Consider the following 18,132-nt stretch of genomic DNA (forward strand, 5'->3'; position numbering starts at 1 on the left):
CCCCGAATTACTCGATGACCGGCTCTTCCCATTCCGTATTGAATTGCAGATCCGCCAGACGCGCATAGAGTTCGCTGTCGCGGATCAGCTCGCTGTGGGAGCCCAGAGCTTCCAGTCGGCCGTGATTCAACACGGCGATGCGGTCCGCATTTTTCACCGTCGCCAGACGGTGAGCGATCACCAGTGTCGTGCGTCCTTCCATCAGGCGCTCCAGAGCCTGCTGCACCAGATATTCGCTTTGTGCGTCCAACGCGCTAGTGGCTTCGTCCAGCAACAGAATGGGAGCGTCGGTGAGTATAGCGCGGGCGATGGCGATGCGTTGCTTCTGACCGCCGGACAAACCGAGCCCGGCGTCCCCCAGACGGGTTTTGTAGCCCTGTGGGAGTGCGGCGATAAACTCATGTGCGTTCGCAGCTTTGGCGGCGGCTTCGATTTCTTCCTGGGCGGCGTCAGGTTTGCCGTAGCGTAAGTTGTCTTCAATAGAGCCGAAAAACAGCGCAGGTGTTTGCGACACCAGGGCGAAACAGCGGCGTAAGTCGGAAGGTTCAAGCTGGCGAATATCCACGCCTTCCAGACGGATTTCTCCAGCCTTGCAATCGAAAAAACGCAACAGCAGGTCAAACAGAGTGGACTTGCCTGCGCCGGATGGCCCCACCAGCGCCAGGGTTTCTCCTGGCGCAACGTCCAGGTTCAAATGGTCAATAGCATTGGCGTCCGGACGCGCTGGGTAGGAGAAGCTGACGTCTCGAATCGACAAGTTGCCGGGAATTTGCTCCGGCAGGCGCTTGGCGCCGAATTGCGGCGCTGTGATTTCATTCTTCGACTGCAGCAGCTCCACGATACGCTCCGCTGCGCCGGCCGCCCTTTGCAGTTCGCCTATCACTTCACTGACGGAGCCCACCGCCGCTCCCACCAGCACGCTGTAGAACACGAACGCCGCCAGTTCGCCGCCGCTGATGCGTCCTTGGATGACATCCAGGCCGCCGATCCACAGCATGGCGCCTACCGCGCCCAGCACCAGGACGATGACAACCGTCACCAGAATGGCGCGTTGCACGATACGTTCCTTGGCGACACTGAAGGCGTCTTCAACGTGTTCCGAAAAGCGTTGTTTATCTAACTGTTGATGGTTGTAGGCGTGAACGGTTTTGATCTGCCCCAGCACTTCGCCGATATAAGAACCGACATCCGCTACTTTATCCTGACTGCGCCGGGACAGGCCGCGCACGCGGCGACCGAATATCAGAATGGGAGACACCACCAGTGGCACGGAAATCATGACGATAGCGGTTAGTTTGGCGTTGGTGATGAACAGCCAGATAATACCGCCGATCATCATGATGATATTGCGCAGCGCCACCGAGACGGAGGAGCCGATGACCGATTGCAGCAGGGTGGTGTCAGCGGTGAGGCGGGTTTGAATTTCCAGTCCGCGATTGCTCTCAAAAAAGCCGGGATGCAGTTCGATAAGGTGGTCGAATACCTTGCGTCGAATGTCCGCCACCACACGTTCGCCTAGCCAGGTCACCCAGTAGTAGCGAGTGAAGGTGCCAAGCGCCAGCGCCACAATCAGGCCCAGAAAGATAAGCACATAGCGTGACAGCATCTGCTCAGACTGCGTCGCCAGGCCCTGATCAATGAGCAGTCGCACGCCTTGACCAATGGACAGCGTGATGCCGGCGGTGAAAAACAGCGCACAGAGTGCGAATACGATTTGTCGTTTGTAAGGAAGAATAAACTCAAGCGTGGCTTTGAGCGCCCCGATGCGGGCTGGAGAAACGTCTTGCTGCATGGGCGGACCGTTATGGGGTGGTCGGATAAAAGGTTGAAGTTATTTATGGAGGGAAAGTCGGGAAATTTAAAGAGGGAAAGTGGAAAAAGAGGGACTGATTACGGAATAAAGGGGAAGGGGGAGAGAAGGGCGACGTTATGAACATCGCCCTCGGCGCTCTTAGTCAGTGCGCTTGGTAACTTCCAACAGGTGGTAGCCGAACTGAGTCTTGACTGGACCCTGAACAGTGCCGACTTCCGCACTGAAAACCACTTGATCGAATTCTTTAACCATTTGACCTGGGCCGAACTCGCCCAGCTCACCGCCATTGCGGCCGGAGGGGCACTGAGAGTGTTCTTTGGCCAGAGCGGCGAAATCCGCTCCGTCTTCGATCTGCTTTTTCAGATCGTTGCACTGATCTTCGCTGTTTACCAGGATGTGACGCGCGCTAGCCCGTGCCATGGCAGTCTCCTCATATTTACGTGGGTTTAAACGGGCGCATTAAAGCACAGGAATTGAATGAATGCGAGGCTAAACGCCAGTGGCGCTATATGGCCGATGCGAGTTGGCGTTAACCTTCCATTAACCGATTGATTCCTAGGCTTCCCATCTCTTTTTAGGCGAATACTTTTTGCCGTACATGAGCATTAAAACCACAAGAAATGAGGAAACTTAAATGTACAGTATTATTATTTGGTTTTTGGCGGCGACGCTGATGATCGGTGAGGTCGAGGCGGCGGAAGTCGTTAAGTTGAAGCAGGATGTATACACTATTTCCGAGGCCGGCGTCACCAGCTTGGTGTTGCTCTCCGAGGACGGCGTATTGATCACTGATCCCGCCAACCCTGAAAGAGCGAAGACGCTGCAAGCCGAAATCGCCAAGCTGACTTCTCGCCCAGTGACCCGCATCGTCCTTTCCCATGAGCATTTGGACCATGTCGGCGGTACGGAATCGTTTCCCGGTGCGGAAGTGATCTGTCACATCTCCTGTAAAGCCGTGTTTGATCTGGATGTCACTGGCGCGGCTCCGAAAAAGGTGCATGCAGTATTCGATGACCGACACAGTTTCCAGTTTGGCGGACGCAAAGTGACGCTGATTCACGTCGGGCCTGCGGACGGCTTCGCCTCCACCATCATTCACCTGCCCGAAGACCGCATTGTCTACAGTGCGGACCTATACGCGGACCGGTACATTATTCCCGGCGTGTGGATGGACAACGACAACTATCTGGGCGTGCGAAAAGCCCTCAGAATGATGCAGGACCTGAAACCGCAGATTGCGGTCAACGCACACTCAACCTCCACCTCCGTGCAGGCCCTGCAGGAAAACCTAACCTTCGTGGAAGATCTCTATCAACTGGTCACTACGCAGATTAATAAAACCACAACCACTAAAGGCCCCGGAGCGGTCATGGACAATATCCACCGCTGGTCGCAAGAACTGAAACTGAACCAATACAAAGACTGGAGCAACTACGCCACGGAGTTTCCTGCCCATGTGCGTCGTATGGCTCTGTCTATTCATCATGGCGGGTGACGCCAGGTTTTGATTGAGCTTTGCAATAGTTAGGTGACCGGCCCATTAGACATAGTCCAATCAGAGAATTGTCTGTATGGCTAAATAAAATACAATTTTGCGGTTTGTATCTTTTTGTACACCGCTCACTTTTCTTCCCAGAGCCGCTATTTCCGAGATTGGCCCGGAATTGAAGTATCACAAGGGATGTATCCGGCATGCTTTATCATTTTGTCGCTATGTTGCGTCTGATTTTGACGATTGGTGGTCGTTGATGACGGCTAAACCCTATTTGCAGCAACTCAGGTGGCGCAGTCCACAATTTTGTTACTACTACGCGATACTAGATTGCGCTATCGATAATCGACTTTATCCAGCTATTCAACGCAGCGGTTGCCAGCATTCCAGCCTGTTTTGGCCTCACGCCGGTGAAACGTTGTTATCCGCCTCACCTCATGTCGTCAATTTAACCAGCCGCTTCGCTTCATGGGTATTTGAACAAGGATGGGGAAAAGGGTGGGGTATCTATTTCGCTTCTAATAAGCCCTTGCAAGATGTTGTCCGTCACTTTCGGCGAGTTTCAAAAGTGCGTGGACCCAATCATGAGAATTGGTACTTTCGCTATTACGATCCTCGCATTCTGCGCGACTTTCTTCCCACATGCGATGAGGGTCAACTCGAAAAGCTGATGGGCGAGATTGGCGAGTTTTAGATGGAAGACGAAGACGCGAATTTCTGGCTTAAGTTTGAACGAGATCACGCTGGCCTCATAACAAGCCGAGCGCTTGTCGCCGAAGATGAAGAGCTCACGCGTTCCACCCCCACACTGACCAATTTGCAGCGGAGGCATGTGGAATATGTCTCTGGGCCCACATTTAAAATCAGGCGGGACCAGATAGAGAGGTTGCGTAGTTCTGTCTACAAGTCGTTTATTCGCACCTTGGTAATCGACTTTCGCGAAGCCTACCCACAGAGATTACAGCACTACTCGGAAACTGAACTACGCGCCCGCATAAACGACGCCCTTATCCAGTTTAAGCGCTTAGGTCTGCAAGCGCGTCGCGATGCCTATTACTACATAAAAACCTGCGTTTTTTTAGGGTGGGATTTCCTGGATAAGTCAGACAACCAGTGGATCACACGGGATTTTTTGGAAAAACGAACATTAGGCTCTATCAGCGATAGATTTAAGGCATTTTATGACTACTGGCGCAACGCAAATATGCAAATAGAGGACTTGGCTTCATGAGTGGAAAGAGCGATGCAATAGATGCCAAGGCGGAGAGCCAGTCGGGCAATGTGGATGACTTGGCGGGCGCCTGCCCTTTGCAAAAAGCCTTGGAGGATAAACATACTCTCGATTTGTTATGCGAACTGCAAAACTCACAGCCTGCTGCTGGTCTGCCGTATAAAGTGACAGTAGTTGCAGATGGCTCTGTACATACAGGCGTATTAGGCAGCGATGGCGCAGCTAAGCTCTCAGACCTGCCTGCCAGTGAGGTTGAAGCCGAGTTTGGTGAGGCGCCGGATGAAGCTGCTATATCCGCAGCTAGAGGTCAGATTGCTTCAGCGCTTGAGGGAATTCTTAAAGAAGAAAAAGAAGAGGCGGCCAAGAGGGACGAAGAGTTTTCGAAACTGAATATTCTCCAGAAGAAAACGGATCTGGAGAACCGTGTTGCGAAGGGGATTTTTGACGCTGGCGTTGGAATGTTGGAGTTCCTTGACAACGTACTTGAGCTTGCTAGTCCCACCGAGGTGCTCAATCGGGCAATTAAAACCTCATGGGAGTCTTATAACACAGAAACTGATGACTGGAAGTCTGACTTTATAGAGAATTTTGATAAATCTAATCATGACGCTTTCGTTAAAGCATTAGGCTTTGATCCAAATATGGTCACTCCTGAGCTTATAGCAGAGGCTCAGGAAATAGCTTCCTTTGTATACGAGGATGAAGAAACACAGGCCATTTTGGCGTCTTTTGCAAAAGAGTTCGCCACTTCACAACATATTACCGAGCTGGCTGAGTTCGCTGGAGGGGGCGCGTTTGAGATTGTACTGGCCGCTCTATTAGCTTCTGCAACCGGCGGTGTCGGGGCGGCAGGGATGGCTGTCAGTAAAGTTCGTTTAATGCCAAAACTCGCCAAGCTTGGTGAGTTACTCCGTAATCTAGCTAAACAGCTTAAGAAAAAGTACCGCTTTATTAAAAAGAAAGGCAGTACAAATGGCTCTGTCGAAGCTAAGCTTAATAAACCCGAGTCTGTCGAAGCTGCTGCGCCACTAAATAGGGAACTGAATCTATCAAGGGAACAGCTGTCCGAGGTTGATAGTTCAGATTCATTGGAGGCATCAATGCTTCCACCTCCCTCCAAAGGAATGATGCAACGAGTAGTCGACTCTATTGCCAAGGGAGATCCAGATTATGTACATAAGCATTGGGGTGACCTTAACAAAAATGAATACGATGCGGTCCGTTCTTATATGTCAAGAACCGATGCTGGGAAAAAGCTATTGGAGGCCCTAGATAAAAGGGAGGTGTTTGTGGATTTTACTGACGAGTATGTAAAAAGCCCTTATATCGCTGGGCAGACTGCAGGTAGATTTGGTAAAGTGTTTTTGAGAAATACTGAAAATGGTTATTATTGGGATCAGTTGGATATAGCTGTAGATGGAATGGAGCGTACGGCTCTCATCGGGCTTCATGAGGGGTTGCATGCTATGGGTGTTGGCGGATCTAGAAGAGCAGAGGCGCTAGTTAGACTTGAAGAGTTGAGAAGTAAAGGAGTTAAGATCGATAGGGCGGCGATTAAACAAGTACTCTCTGATATGGATGATAGCTATGACCATCGGCCTTGGTTATCAGGTGGGCGTTCTAGTAAATATTTTCCAGAATTAAAGTTTTAAGGGGCTGCTGCTTATGAAATCGAAACTTTCAACAGAAATGAAAGAATCTATAAAGAAGAAAACTCAGGTAGCTAAGAATTCAGCTCCTAAAAGAAAGAAGATATGGAAAGTGTGTGATATAGACTCATCAAAAGAGTATTTTTTAGCTTTATTAGAGAATAAAGATGGAGTTAGGGAATACTCCTTGAGAGAGAGCAATGATAAAGATAACTCTCTTCTTTCTGGGGAGTGCTTATATGTTACTGAGAGCATTCCATATGAACTGCTGGTATCCAGAAACCTTGAGGAAATATCAAATACAGTTAAGTTACAGAATGGACTTTCATTTTTATTTGATTCTAATGGTGATTGGATGACCGAGGAGGAATATGATAGCTTTAGAAGTTTAATAGAGTCTAGGACGCAATCTTAAGCTAGAGAATGATCTGATCCTACCCGCCAATGATAGACACCCTGCTAAGCGAGTACTCTACGCTACAGAGGTGAACTATGACCAAACAGAAAACATCAAACTCCAAATCTCGCCAACGTTATTCCGACGAGTACAAGGCGGAAGCCCTGGCGCTAGCTCAACGTATCGGCGTGAGCGCCGCCGCAAGGCAATTGAGTCTGCACGAGTCACAACTTTACAATTGGCGCAGTAAAGCGCGGCTGGCGCAGGAAAACGCCCGCCTGAAGTGTCAGTTGGCTGAACAGGCGGAAGAGCTTGCCGTGTTAAAAAAGGCGGCGGCGTACTTCGCCAAAAGCGTGAAGTGAGGTACGCCTTTATGCACTCCCACACAGGCCTTTCCGCATCACTTGCATGGCGGAACGCTTCAGGTCTCAAGGAGCGGCTATTACGTTTGGCACCATCGGCAGAAAGCCCCTTCTCTGCGACGCCTTGCGCGTGGCGTTGTGGCGTCGACGTCAGCCCAAGATTAGCTCACACGCACCTTGGCGCAACAGCTCTGACAACGGGTCGCTCGTTTCATCTCGACGGGAAAACTCGACAACGGTATTCTTGTTCATAGCGGTGTGTCTTATGTGTTGATTGACTTGTTTGGCGACAACAAATCAACCAGATACGCCGCTTCTTTTCAAACTTGCCGAACACCAGATTCAGTTATAACTCCAGCCCAAAGGGGCGATCGTCCATTCAGATCGAGGCTCCCAATATTGCTCAGAAGCCTATCAGACGTTGATTCAGGCGCACGGGCTTCGTTGCAGCATGAGCGGCAAAGGCAATTGCTATGACAATGCCTGTGTGGAAAGCTTCTTTCACTCCCTGAAAGTAGAAGCGATTCACGGAGAGCAGTACGTAACCCGACAAGAAATGCGTGAAGCCGTGTTTGAGTATATCGAAGTGGATTACAATCGAACCCGCCTTCATAGCGCAGGCTATCTCAGCCCAGAGAGTTATGAGGCATCGAAAGTCGCTTAATGACGTGTCTAATCTTTGTGGGTAGGATCAGTCATAAGGATATGGATGTTAAGCTTAAAGGAAGTGAGGGTGTAGTGAAAGTTCCTAATATTCCATCTAAGGTTGAGATTAAGGCGAAAAAGCAATAGGTGAAAGTGTGAGTGACTATAATATTGAGGAAAATATAGAAGAAATAATAGGGGTGACGTTTCCAATTGAAGAGGCGGATAGGTACGGTGACTTTAGGGAGTTGGACTTGAATGATTATGAGGGAGTATTAAGATTGGTGGAGGTTAATAAAACACTGGCGGTATATTTCCTTAAGCGAAAGTTTATTGGGTATAACATAAGCGTAATACTCGATTTCATAGAGTGTGTTGTGTGTAAAGGGCAAAATATAGGAGAATGGGAAAAGGAAAGATCTGGGTGGCTTAAAATTTAAACTAAATGTAAATATAGAGAAAACGAGAATGCTTTTTCATTGTCGCGAATGGCATTAAGAATATTAAATGAGAGGCGGGTTTCACTTTTTAGAAACCCAAAGATCTGATTTTAAAAAGTAAGTCGTAATTATAAAAGGGGCAGGCAGTAGAATCGTTTTGAGAAGGAACTCGATAGATGGATGTGGTGCTGACCTGGTTATGATTCATTTTGGTGTCAATTCTTAGGTAATCATAGAATATGTTGAAAGTCGAAAAAATTCTTGAAGAAATGAGAGGGTTGCCTTGTATATCTGACTTAAGGTTACTCCCAGATGATATTGTTGGCGATTTACGCCTGATTTCCAAGAATACCTCTGTTGTTACCATATGCAAGTATTTGAGGCGCTTTTGTGATCAATCTCAGTTAATTCATTTAGAAGAATTTGTTGAGGATGTTATCTGTGAAGGTAAAGATCATAAGGTATGGGGGAATATAGTAAATTTAGCAGTCGATCTTCCACTAGATAAGCTCGTTACAATAGGCAGTGATGAGATTGTTGAGTTATTAGTGGGTGATGGAAATGTCTCTGATATTGTACGTGTATCACCTAAAAAAGCTCGAATTTATAGTCCTGTTTCTTCAGGTGGAGCTCTGATTTATACAAAAAAAGACCATGATTATCGCGAGCTTCCACCGAAAGGGCTTGTAATAGTTGGTGATAAAGCTGTTGAGCCTGTATCGGACATAAATATAGCCTACCGAAGAAACCTTGCGGCTCGGCTGTACAATAAGATTTCTGGATCTGGTTCTTTTGATAAAGTGCTTACCGGTTTGGATTTACTCAGATTTTCATTTCCTGGCATAGACGACAGGGCATTCTCTATTGATGCAGTAAAGGCCTCCAACGGATTAATGACTGAGATTCGTGAAGGTCTGGGAGCAAATGATATTGCTGGTTTCACTGCGACGGACGCTCAATATAGGTAATCCTGTTTAAGGTGTGAGTTTGGCGCTCCAAGCTTTTAATCCCCTCACGGATTAGGCTGGGATGAGCTCTGAGATGGCCTGGAAGTTGTTCGAAAAAGCCTTTTAGCGCATAGGGTTGTCTAATCTGAATCTGACAGACCCGCTGTGAGAGACTAATAGCTGGTCTAATTGCTTTTCCCCAATGACCATCTAAGAATAGGGTGTGCGTAAGCATGCGTGGTCGCTCAGGATGATGGCGACGGTCTCGGTTATGACAATAATACATCACAAAGAGTTTGGCTCCCCTGATATAAGGAAGCTGTATGAAATACTGGCCGAAAAAATTTGATGAGGCAGTGGTAGCTTTTATTGATAGTTTGAATGAAAGCGAAAGAAGCCATTTTTTAAGTATTAATGGTTATAATCCGCACTCGAGTGAGTCGGCAAGATATTGGAATATACTGAACCTATATGGGATTAAAGGGCAAGAGAATGTGGAGCTATTGCGTGATATAGCAAAGTGTAATCCAGACAAAGCTATAAGCATGGATTTTTTGGCTGATTTGCCTGATGAGTTTTATGCAGTGGATATTATTTTGGAGAAAGCTAAAGAGGTGCTTATAAAAGATAGTAAATTATAATGGAACGTTAAGTTTGTAATTGCTGGTGAATCTTCAGAGTTTTGAGCATCCCCGTTCTCTTGAATATGACATGCCCGCTGCAGAGAGACTAATTGCTGGGCTAATTTGCTTTTCCCCCAATCGCCATCTAAGAATTAGGGTGTGCGTAAGCATGCGTGGTCGTTCAGGATGATGGCGACGGCCTCGGTTATGACAAGAACACATCACAAAGAGATTGGCTTTCCCTTATGAAACGGGTCTATATCATTTTTTGTCTGGTGGCTTCTATGGCGTTGAGCGCTTGTGAGGCGGATGTTGAATTGAAGCAAGATGCGACCAAGGCCAAAGCTGCGCTGGTTGGCGTTTGGCAGGGCGACGGTAGCGCGGATGACGAGGGTAACTATTCGGGACTGGAGGAGTACTGGAAAATAACGCGGACAGCGGACGGTCGCTTTGAGCAGGAATATCTGTCTATGGATATGTCGGCGAAGAAGTACAGGCTAGCCTTGGAAAAAGGCGCGTGGGATTACCAGGGGGGGATGTACATGGAAACGCATGACGACGGGCGTTCCAGCTCATTCCGGGTGATATCCATCACCGAGGACACCTTTCAGTATAACTTTCCGCAGGACAACGATGATTTCTTTATTGAAGAAGGCAAAGCCGACAGCGAGTTTGAGTTGATCAAGCCGCCGCCGGAGTTCGCCAAAGCGGACTAAATCTCCCCTTCGCTTGCTTCACACCAGGGTTTTAAGCCCAGCAGCTTTTCACCAAGCGGTGTGAGTCGGGCTTGCGGATAACGCGTCTTCTCCCATTCTCTTGGGTCGCCAGGAAAGGCGAATCCTTGAGGTGGCGTGCGCTCGCGCCAGGAAGTGACGCGCCACTGTGTGATCTCTTCATTTGACTCATTGGCCGGCGCCATGGAGATATACTGCGCCATACGCACCCGATCGGACTGATTGGGACGGATGCCATGTGCGAGCAGGCTGTTGAAGATGAGAAGGTCCCCTGCTCGCATGGGGATAAATTGAGGCTCGTAACCCGTTAAGTCGGGGACCCAGGGATCACGGTCCTTAGGCTGACGCAGTTTCCAATACTCAAACTCATGAAATAATTGCGGCACGCACTGAAAACCGCCGCAGTCCGCGTCCGTATCGGTCAAAGCCAACACTCCCTGTACGCCGATAGTCGGCGGCTCCAGTGTAGTGTCCGCATCCCAGTGAATAAACCCACTGAATTGGCGTCCGTCGCGATTGGGGGTATTCAGGTTGGCGCGGTCAATGGTGACCCATAAGTCTTCCCGGTCCCAGATATCCACGAAGGCGTCATAGACGCGTGGGGTCTGACGATTATCCCAGAGCGTCTGATGATGGTAGCACTCCACCATTCCGCTGTTATTGAGTTCTTGCATGTCATGGTCGCGCAGTTGCGGTTTGCCCCAGGTGGATAAATCCAGTGGGTCCATTTCCGTGAATTCCCAAAGCAGCGACTTGACTGCCTCCACCTGTTGGCTGGTGATGGCGTTGGGTACGACGATGTAGCCCCAGGCGCGCCAGAATTCAAAATCGGATTCGCTGAGCACGCGTAAAGGAAGCTGTTTGCGGATGTTTTTCAACTGCACGCCGCCGGGATCGGAAACGCTGCGATTGCCGGGAGCTTTATATTCATAACGCTGATTCATATTGTTATCTCCTGTTCTTGCCTGCGCTGATGCTGATTGTGAACAGGATTATTCTGCTTGGCGTAACCAGGGGCAGGTTGTGGAAATAGGGCGGAGAGTGATACTTTTCGGTCATTCTTAATGACTCTGTAGCCTGAATAGTATGACTCCGATGGGTGTTTTGCGATGACGGCCAAACAGTTCGGCGGTGAGGCGAAAGGCTATGAAAGCGCTCTATGAAAAAGTCAGATACCCGGAAGACGCGTCCTGGCGTTTTTTTCTGCGTCAGCTGGACGAGCTGCCTTTTCAATGGCACTACCATCCAGAATATGAACTTACCTACACCCTGAACAGCGCGGGTCAACGTTATGTGGGCGATCATGTGGACCGCTATGAATCCGGCGATCTGGTACTGATCGGGCCCAATCTGCCACATAGCTGGCGCTCCTCGCGACGGCCTGATGAAAAAGCGCCGCATACGGTTTACGTGTTGTGGTTCAATCAGCAATGGGTGGATCGCTTGTTGGAGAGTTTTCCCGAGTATAGCGATCTGGGCGAAATACTCAGACAAAGTCGACGTGGATTACGATTTCGGCCGGCGGACTACAGTGCGGTAGATCGATTGTTTACAGGACTTCCAGAGCAGGGCCCTCGGCGCCGGCTGCTTACATTGCTTTCATTGTTGGGAGATCTGGCGCAAACGCCTTGTTGTCCACTGGCGTCGGCGAACTTTTATTCTGGCGTCACCAATCGGCGTGAGCAGGATATTCTGGACGGCATTCTGGAAGTCGCCCATCAGACGTTCGCCGATAAGCTGACGGTCGAAGACATGGCGCGACGGCACAACATGAGCGTCAGTAAGTTCAGTCGTTTTTTCAGCAAGCATATGAATCAAAGCTTTAATCAGTATTTAACCCAGATTCGCCTGGGGCAGGCTTGTTCAAAACTGATCAACAGCGAAGCGCCAATAGCGCTCATCGCGGAACAGACCGGGTTTAATAATCTTTCCAACTTCAATCGTCTGTTCAAGAAGCATAAAGGCGTGACCCCGCAAGGGTTTCGCAAACGTTTTATTGCAGCGGGGCAATGACGTGCGTATAGCATTTGATCTGGATGACACCTTGATCCCCTCTACGGGTTCCTTTGCGGTTGGGGAGCGTCGACTTGAGCCGCCAGCAGGACTATGGTTCCGTGAAGCCTTGCGCACAGGCGCGCCGACGCTCATGCAGACTCTGGCCAAAGATCATGAAATCTGGATATATACCACCTCTCTGCGTAAACCTTGGTTCGTTAAGGCCTGGTTTCGTTTGTGGGGCGTGAGAATAGGGGAGGTAGTCAACCAGGATGATCATCGTGAAGCGGTCGCCGCCAATCAGTGTTATTCGCGCTTCAGTAAGGCCCCCAGGCTGTTTGGCATTGATCTGATGATTGACGATTTGCCCGGTGTGGGAATGGAATGTGAGCGTCAGGGATGTCGTTCCGTTATTGTGACTCCTGACGATCCGGAGTGGGTGGAAAAGGTTCTGGGCAGTGTCCAATAGTGTCATTGAGCGGCGTGCAGATAGACTCACTTGACTGCGGAGGACGTTATTGGCTCGGCGTTGAAAGAACCTGGATAGAATAATAAACAGGCGGTTATTACTATGAAGGTATTGGAGACTGAGCGTTTAACGCTCCGCTGGCTGCGGCTGGAGGATGACCATTTCATTCTGGCGCTGTTGAACGATCCTTCATGGATACGTTTTATCGGCGACCGTGGGGTAAGAACGCTGGAGGGGGCGCGTCAATATATCCAAAATGGTCCGTTGGCGATGTATGAAAAGGCAGGGTTCGGGCTCTATCTGGTTGAGCTTAAGGAGGACTGCGCTCCAGTGGGCATGTGCGGATTGATCAAACGGGAAGGGCTGGATGACGTCGATATCGGATTCGCATTCATGCCGCAATTCCGTTCGCTAGGATACGCCTATGAGGCGGCCAAGGCGGTGCTGGATTTTGGCGCAACCAGACTGGGAATGAGCCGCATTGTCGGCATTGTGGATCAGAGCAACGTCAGCTCAATTCGGCTGTTGGAGAAAATCGGCATGGCGAGGGAGAAGACCACCCGACTTCCCAATGACGATGTCGATTTATTTTTATATGGGGTTAACTTTGCCTGAAGCGTCCAGTGCTTCCTGCCCGTCTCAGGTAAGCTGGCGACATAACTCCAGCCAGTTTTCGATACCGGCGCTACGATACTTTTCTTTATGCAGGATAAAGTAGAAACGTCTCTGGAAGTTCCTATGCGGCGCTTCCAGGGGGGCCAGGCTGCCGCGCTTGAAGGCGTCCACCAGGGTCACTCGCGACAGGCAACCGATCCCAAGCTTCGCCTCCACGGCGCGTTTTATCGCCTCTGTGTGCTGCAACTCGATGGAGACTTTGAGGTCTGGAAGAATGCCGTGCATGGCCCATTCGAAAGCCTGTCGCGTGCCGGAGCCGCGTTCTCTCAATATCCAGTGGGCGCGCACCAGATCTTTGTCTGTGAGCACTTTTTTCTGCGCCAGTGGGTGGTCTGGAGCACAGAAGACTTTCAGCTCATCGTCGCGCCAGGGAATTACTTCCAACTCATTGTGATTGATTTCCCCTTCCACCAGACCCACATCTAATTCAAAATTAAGCACCTTGCCTGCGATAGTGGTGGTGTTGGCTACCTCCAGGGATACCTTGGCGCCGGGATGTTGCTGCATGAAATCCGCCATGATGCTGACCGCCAGATAATTACCGATGGACAGCGTGGCGCCCACTTTCAGTGATCCGATATCCGTATGCTGTTGAAAGTCCAGCTCTAGGTCGCGAGCGCGCTCTATCAGCGCTTCCACCCGGGGACGCAGCATGCGCCCCAGTTCGTTGAGCTGGAGGCTTTTACCGATGCGGTCAAACAGTTGAATATTGAATTGGGACTCCAGATTACGCAGCGCGTCACTGGCGGCGGACTGAGACATAGACAGGCTTTTAGCGGCCTGGGTGATGTTCTCAAAGTGCGCTGCGGCCAGAAATATTTCCAATTGTCGCAGGGTGTAGTGCATTATCGATAAATCCGATAAGAGTTATTGAATAATCCTGTTTTACAGATAGATTATACTCGGGTTAAATATCGATCAATGAAAACTTTAGCGCCTTTATCAGGAGTCAATGCAGATTATGTCAGGAATGCGTAAAGAAACGGTCACCAGCGTGCGTCATTGGAACGACACTCTGTTTAGCTTTACCACCAGTCGCGATCCGTCTTTCCGTTTTAAAAACGGACATTTTATTATGATTGGCCTGGAGCAAGACAGCGGTCGTCCGCTGATGCGCGCCTACAGCATCGCCAGCGCCAACTACGAAGAAGAACTGGAATTCTTCAGCATCAAAGTGCCAGACGGTCCTTTGACTTCCCGTTTGCAGAAAATCAGCGTCGGGGATGAGATCATCATGAGCCGCAAGCCCACTGGCACTCTGGTCGTGGACCATCTGCTGCCAGGGCGTAATTTATATCTGATCAGCACCGGCACCGGCCTGGCGCCTTTCATGAGCATTATCAAAGACCCGGAAACCTATGAGCGCTTTGATAAAGTCATTTTGACCCATGGCGTGCGTTATGTTTCCGAGCTGGCTTATCAGGACCTGATTCGCGATGAGCTGCCGCAGAATGAATTTTTTGGGGAATTGGTGCAAGAGAAACTGATTTATTACCCTACCGTCACTCGTGAAGATTATCCCACGCAAGGGCGGATCACTGACTCGATGGAGAGCGGCAAGCTGTTCTCTGATCTGGGTCTGCCTGAAATGGACCCCGAACATGACCGCTTCATGGTGTGCGGCAGCCCCAGCATGCTGAAAGACACCTGCGCCATCCTTGATTCCCGCGGCTTCACCGAAGCGCGCCAAGGCGACCTGGGCCACTATGTGATCGAGCGGGCGTTCGTCGAAAGCTGATTTTCCCCTTAGAAAGTGATTTCGCAGCCTTCGGGCTGCGCCTTATTAGTCGGTCCGTACATATTGTCCGGGTCTGCTATAGGGGCCGCCTGTTAGTGACCGCAGGCGGTCCCGCCTTTTTCTGCATGGTATATTTTCCTTCCTACACTTCAATCTTCGCTGCTTAGAGCCGTACGTCCGCCTACGAATGTGATTGCGCGCGTTTAGCTATGCTTTCTCACGCCCATGCTCATGGGATTCTCACGCTTCACCCATAATTGCAGTGAGTTTGTAAGCTTTACATGTAATCGCCTCGGCTCACTTCCTCAATTAGTGCCCTGTTTTATCATTAAATTATTGATAAATAATATAAAAAATTAAGTTGGCCCAACTTCTGATTGTATCTGGTTGAGTTCGGAAACAAGTAAGGAGAAAGGATATGTTGTACTGGTCAATTGTATTTTTTGTTGTAGCGCTGGTAGCAGGCGTACTTGGATTCACAGGCATTGCAGCAGCGACTGCCGATATTGCACAGATTCTGTTCGTTATCTTCCTGGTGCTTTTCGTAATCAGCATCATCGCCGGGGGATTCCGCAGAAACCGATTATAGATCTGTGTTGAGAATCAAATGAAAGGCAGCGGTAGGACGCCGCCAATGAAATAAAACAACTGTTAGGAAACGAGGAGATAACGATGACTACATTCACCGACCTATTGAAAGCGATGGTTATAGCCGCCCCATTGGCGTTCTCACTGACTGCATGTGATGCGGGCGATGGCGAGGCGGAGCAAATCGGCGAAGAGGTAGATAGAGCTTTGACCGATGCGGGTAACCGACTGGAAGACGCTTGTGAGAGTGTCAAAGAAGGAGTCAACGCGAGAGACCAGGATTGCTGAGACCCATTGAAGCTGTAGTAGTAGAGTCCTGGCGGAGTGGGGCCGCCGATGAACTCGTAAGCGAGCTGATCGGCGGCCCTTTTTTATGTCTGTAAAACGGATTGAAATAGCGGAGTTTTCAGGAGGCGCACTTTCGCGCTTTAAATGGTAACCACTATGCAAGTAGCTGAATTCAAGAGAAAAGACGTTCACACTGCGGAACGTAAGCTAGTGATGCTGGTGAACCTTGGGTCCGGTAAGGGACGTTTCGGCGACTCCATGGCGCAATTGGAAACGGCTCCGGCCAGTGTGAAGGAGCGGATTCTATCTACGCACAGTATTCGTCAAGGCATTGGTTTGCAGGAAACTATTCGCCGGGCGGCGCGGGAGGCCAAGGATAATCAAGCGGTATTGGTTGTAGTCGGAGGGGACGGTACGATTAACGCCGCCTTGCCCCATATTCTGGAGACGGGGGTGACGTTCGCCGTCATTCCAGGGGGGACATTCAACCTGTTCGCCAAGGAGCACAGGCTACCTGAGAGTTTTGCGGAGGCCTTGGATGTGGCGCTTAATGGCGTCGTCAAGGCGATTCCCTTGTATCAAGTTAATGACATACTCTTTGCGGTGAACGCCAGCCTGGGGCTTTATCCACGGCTTATTCAAGCCAGGGAGTCACATCAGAAACGGTTTGGCCGCTTTCGTTGGGTGGCGTTTCTGTCCGGCGTCTGGACTTGTCTGACCCAGGCCAGGCCGCAGCGTATGAGGTTGACCTCGGGAGGCTTTTCCAGAGCCATCGATACGCCCTTGCTGTTCAGTACAATCAGCCGCATGCAGTTGGAACTATTAAATTTACAGGATTCCAAATCGGCAGATGATCCTGGCTTTGTCGCCATTGTGCTAAAAGCTCGTGAGCGATTGCAGTTAATAACACTGTTGGGCCGTATGGCGTTAAGCATGCCGGAAAGCCCTGAGTACTACGAGCACATGGTCTGTCGGGAGCTTGAGATAAATTCTCACCGTAAGTCATTGCGAGTAGTGGTGGATGGTGAGATTCGTAAAGTGTCGACGCCGGTGCGAATGCGAGCGCTGCCAGGGGCGGCCAAGTTCGTCGCGCCCTTAGACCCAGAGAAAAACGCCAATTAATTTATTGTTATGGAGATTATTCAACTGTCTGATCCCCACTTCGGAACGGAGGACTGGAGTGTACAGGAAGCTTTGGTGGAGGCGCTCAATGAGATGGCTCCTGAGTTGCTTCTTTTTTCGGGGGATATCACCCAGCGCGCCACTCGTCCCCAGTTCGCCGCTGCGCGAGCTTTTCTGGAGAGAATTGATTCAGGTGAGGTGTTGGCCGTGCCGGGGAATCATGACATTCCATTGTTCAATCTCTGGAGTCGTTTAACCGCTCCCTATGAAAAATATTGTGAAATCTTCGGGGCGGACTTAGAGCCGCAATTTGAGAATGATCTGGCGTTGGTAGTCGGTGTAAATACGACACATAAATATCGCCGCGTAGATGGAAAAATAAGCCCTGAAAGGGCGGACGCCGTGGCCCGTCGTCTGGCTGCAGCCGGCGATAAACTGAAGGTTGTGGTCGCCCATCACCCTTGTCAGGTTGTGCTGCCTTCAGATGAGAAAAACCTTCTCATCGGTCGCGAGTATGCGCTGCGCGCCTGGATTGACGCCGGTGTGGACCTGATTCTTGGCGGCCACATCCATTATCCTTTCATTTTGCCCTTGCGAGAGAGCTTGCCGGAAGCGCCTTCGAGTGTATTCGTCATGCAGGCTGGCACTGCTATGTCCACGCGGGTGCGTAGTGGAAAACCTAATTCTTTCAATCGTGTCGTCGTTAGGAAAGACCGTCGTCTAACGCTGCTTGAACGCTGGGATTACGACTCAGCGACAGGTCGTTTTCGCGTTGCATTGAAATTTTCTCCCTGGGCGATCGAACCCTGCCGTCAGATGCAGGCGACCTCCTGCCGAATCAGCTAATATAGATACTATTCATACAACCGCTTATAATGGCGCCCGTTATAAGCCGGGCTCCCGGTTTTAATATTTATCTGGTAA

At 50.0% G+C, this 18,132-nt stretch carries 21 protein-coding genes and 1 pseudogene; 18 read left to right on the forward strand and 4 right to left on the reverse strand.

Translation table 11 applies throughout. The features are described 5' to 3' along the window. Nucleotides 1-7 precede the first annotated feature (7 nt). Together AC2IBB_RS12575 and AC2IBB_RS12580 are read right to left on the reverse strand one after the other, a co-directional pair. Nucleotides 8-1,792 carry an ABC transporter transmembrane domain-containing protein gene (locus AC2IBB_RS12575; protein WP_486333186.1) on the reverse strand — a complete coding sequence of 595 codons (1,785 nt, stop codon included), beginning with the start codon at nt 1,790-1,792 and terminating at the stop codon, nt 8-10. Nucleotides 1,793-1,951: 159 nt separating this feature from the next. Then, the gene (locus AC2IBB_RS12580) at nt 1,952-2,233 is read right to left on the reverse strand and encodes a peptidylprolyl isomerase (protein WP_011398176.1); all 282 of its coding nucleotides are present in this window, start codon (nt 2,231-2,233) and stop codon (nt 1,952-1,954) included. Between the two features lie 214 nt (nt 2,234-2,447). On the opposite strand from AC2IBB_RS12580, the gene AC2IBB_RS12585 reads away from it, so the two are divergent. From AC2IBB_RS12585 to AC2IBB_RS12630, 10 genes and pseudogenes are all read left to right on the forward strand, one after another. Continuing rightward, nucleotides 2,448-3,308 carry an MBL fold metallo-hydrolase gene (locus AC2IBB_RS12585; protein ID WP_486333187.1) on the forward strand — a complete coding sequence of 287 codons (861 nt, stop codon included), beginning with the start codon at nt 2,448-2,450 and terminating at the stop codon, nt 3,306-3,308. Nucleotides 3,309-3,561: 253 nt separating this feature from the next. After that, on the forward strand, nt 3,562-3,999 hold the full coding sequence (locus AC2IBB_RS12590) for a DUF4123 domain-containing protein (RefSeq protein WP_486333188.1): 438 nt from the start codon (nt 3,562-3,564) through the stop codon (nt 3,997-3,999). Then, nucleotides 4,000-4,536, forward strand: a complete 537-nt coding sequence (locus AC2IBB_RS12595) for a hypothetical protein (protein WP_486333189.1) — start codon at nt 4,000-4,002, stop codon at nt 4,534-4,536. Continuing rightward, nucleotides 4,533-6,188: a hypothetical protein gene (locus tag AC2IBB_RS12600; protein ID WP_486333190.1), complete on the forward strand. Its 1,656-nt coding sequence runs from the start codon at nt 4,533-4,535 to the stop codon at nt 6,186-6,188. Before AC2IBB_RS12595 ends, AC2IBB_RS12600 begins: the two co-directional genes overlap by 4 nt. A 13-nt stretch (nt 6,189-6,201) precedes the next feature. Then, entirely contained in the window at nt 6,202-6,600 is a 399-nt protein-coding gene (locus AC2IBB_RS12605; protein ID WP_486333191.1) for a hypothetical protein, read from the forward strand. 77 nt (nt 6,601-6,677) lie between these two features. Next, nucleotides 6,678-7,608, forward strand: a pseudogene (locus AC2IBB_RS12610) (IS3 family transposase). 136 nt (nt 7,609-7,744) lie between these two features. After that, a complete protein-coding gene (locus AC2IBB_RS12615) occupies nt 7,745-8,029 on the forward strand; it encodes a hypothetical protein (RefSeq protein ID WP_486333192.1) in 285 nt (94 codons plus the stop codon). Nucleotides 8,030-8,268: 239 nt separating this feature from the next. Continuing rightward, nucleotides 8,269-8,997, forward strand: a complete 729-nt coding sequence (locus AC2IBB_RS12620; protein WP_486333193.1) for a hypothetical protein — start codon at nt 8,269-8,271, stop codon at nt 8,995-8,997. Nucleotides 8,998-9,299: 302 nt separating this feature from the next. Further along, nucleotides 9,300-9,617 (forward strand): hypothetical protein, encoded by a 318-nt coding sequence (locus AC2IBB_RS12625; RefSeq protein WP_486333194.1) that lies wholly within the window; start codon nt 9,300-9,302, stop codon nt 9,615-9,617. Nucleotides 9,618-9,844: 227 nt separating this feature from the next. Further along, nucleotides 9,845-10,315: a lipocalin-like domain-containing protein gene (locus tag AC2IBB_RS12630; RefSeq protein WP_486333195.1), complete on the forward strand. Its 471-nt coding sequence runs from the start codon at nt 9,845-9,847 to the stop codon at nt 10,313-10,315. Here AC2IBB_RS12630 and AC2IBB_RS12635 read toward each other — a convergent pair. Next, nucleotides 10,312-11,277 carry a phytanoyl-CoA dioxygenase family protein gene (locus AC2IBB_RS12635; protein WP_486333196.1) on the reverse strand — a complete coding sequence of 322 codons (966 nt, stop codon included), beginning with the start codon at nt 11,275-11,277 and terminating at the stop codon, nt 10,312-10,314. The two genes, AC2IBB_RS12630 and AC2IBB_RS12635, sit on opposite strands and share 4 nt — an antisense overlap. 202 nt (nt 11,278-11,479) lie before the next feature. On the opposite strand from AC2IBB_RS12635, the gene AC2IBB_RS12640 reads away from it, so the two are divergent. The 3 genes from AC2IBB_RS12640 (at nt 11,480) to AC2IBB_RS12650 (ending at nt 13,412) form a co-directional block, all read left to right on the forward strand. After that, nucleotides 11,480-12,346, forward strand: coding sequence for an AraC family transcriptional regulator (locus tag AC2IBB_RS12640; protein ID WP_486333197.1), 867 nt, complete (start codon nt 11,480-11,482; stop codon nt 12,344-12,346). Between the two features lies 1 nt (nt 12,347). Beyond that, nucleotides 12,348-12,797: a hypothetical protein gene (locus AC2IBB_RS12645; protein ID WP_486333198.1), complete on the forward strand. Its 450-nt coding sequence runs from the start codon at nt 12,348-12,350 to the stop codon at nt 12,795-12,797. 102 nt (nt 12,798-12,899) lie between these two features. After that, entirely contained in the window at nt 12,900-13,412 is a 513-nt protein-coding gene (locus AC2IBB_RS12650) for a GNAT family N-acetyltransferase (RefSeq protein ID WP_486333199.1), read from the forward strand. Nucleotides 13,413-13,436: 24 nt separating this feature from the next. Here the strand turns inward: AC2IBB_RS12650 and AC2IBB_RS12655 are convergent, their stop codons facing one another. Continuing rightward, complete coding sequence (locus AC2IBB_RS12655; protein WP_486333200.1) at nt 13,437-14,318, reverse strand: LysR family transcriptional regulator; 882 nt, start codon at nt 14,316-14,318, stop codon at nt 13,437-13,439. 115 nt (nt 14,319-14,433) lie between these two features. Here AC2IBB_RS12655 and AC2IBB_RS12660 point away from each other — a divergent pair, with 115 nt between their 5' ends. The 5 genes from AC2IBB_RS12660 (at nt 14,434) to AC2IBB_RS12680 (ending at nt 18,054) form a co-directional block, all read left to right on the forward strand. After that, nucleotides 14,434-15,210, forward strand: coding sequence for a ferredoxin--NADP reductase (locus tag AC2IBB_RS12660; RefSeq protein ID WP_486333201.1), 777 nt, complete (start codon nt 14,434-14,436; stop codon nt 15,208-15,210). Between the two features lie 418 nt (nt 15,211-15,628). Beyond that, complete coding sequence (locus AC2IBB_RS12665) at nt 15,629-15,799, forward strand: DUF1328 domain-containing protein (RefSeq protein WP_011398159.1); 171 nt, start codon at nt 15,629-15,631, stop codon at nt 15,797-15,799. Between the two features lie 83 nt (nt 15,800-15,882). Further along, nucleotides 15,883-16,086, forward strand: coding sequence for a hypothetical protein (locus AC2IBB_RS12670; protein ID WP_486333202.1), 204 nt, complete (start codon nt 15,883-15,885; stop codon nt 16,084-16,086). A gap of 156 nt (nt 16,087-16,242) precedes the next feature. Continuing rightward, nucleotides 16,243-17,208 carry a diacylglycerol/lipid kinase family protein gene (locus tag AC2IBB_RS12675; protein WP_486333203.1) on the forward strand — a complete coding sequence of 322 codons (966 nt, stop codon included), beginning with the start codon at nt 16,243-16,245 and terminating at the stop codon, nt 17,206-17,208. 9 nt (nt 17,209-17,217) lie between these two features. Then, on the forward strand, nt 17,218-18,054 hold the full coding sequence (locus AC2IBB_RS12680; protein WP_486333204.1) for a metallophosphoesterase family protein: 837 nt from the start codon (nt 17,218-17,220) through the stop codon (nt 18,052-18,054). Nucleotides 18,055-18,132: the final 78 nt, after the last annotated feature.

It is taken from the genome of Hahella sp. NS-SX17, assembly GCF_057367735.1.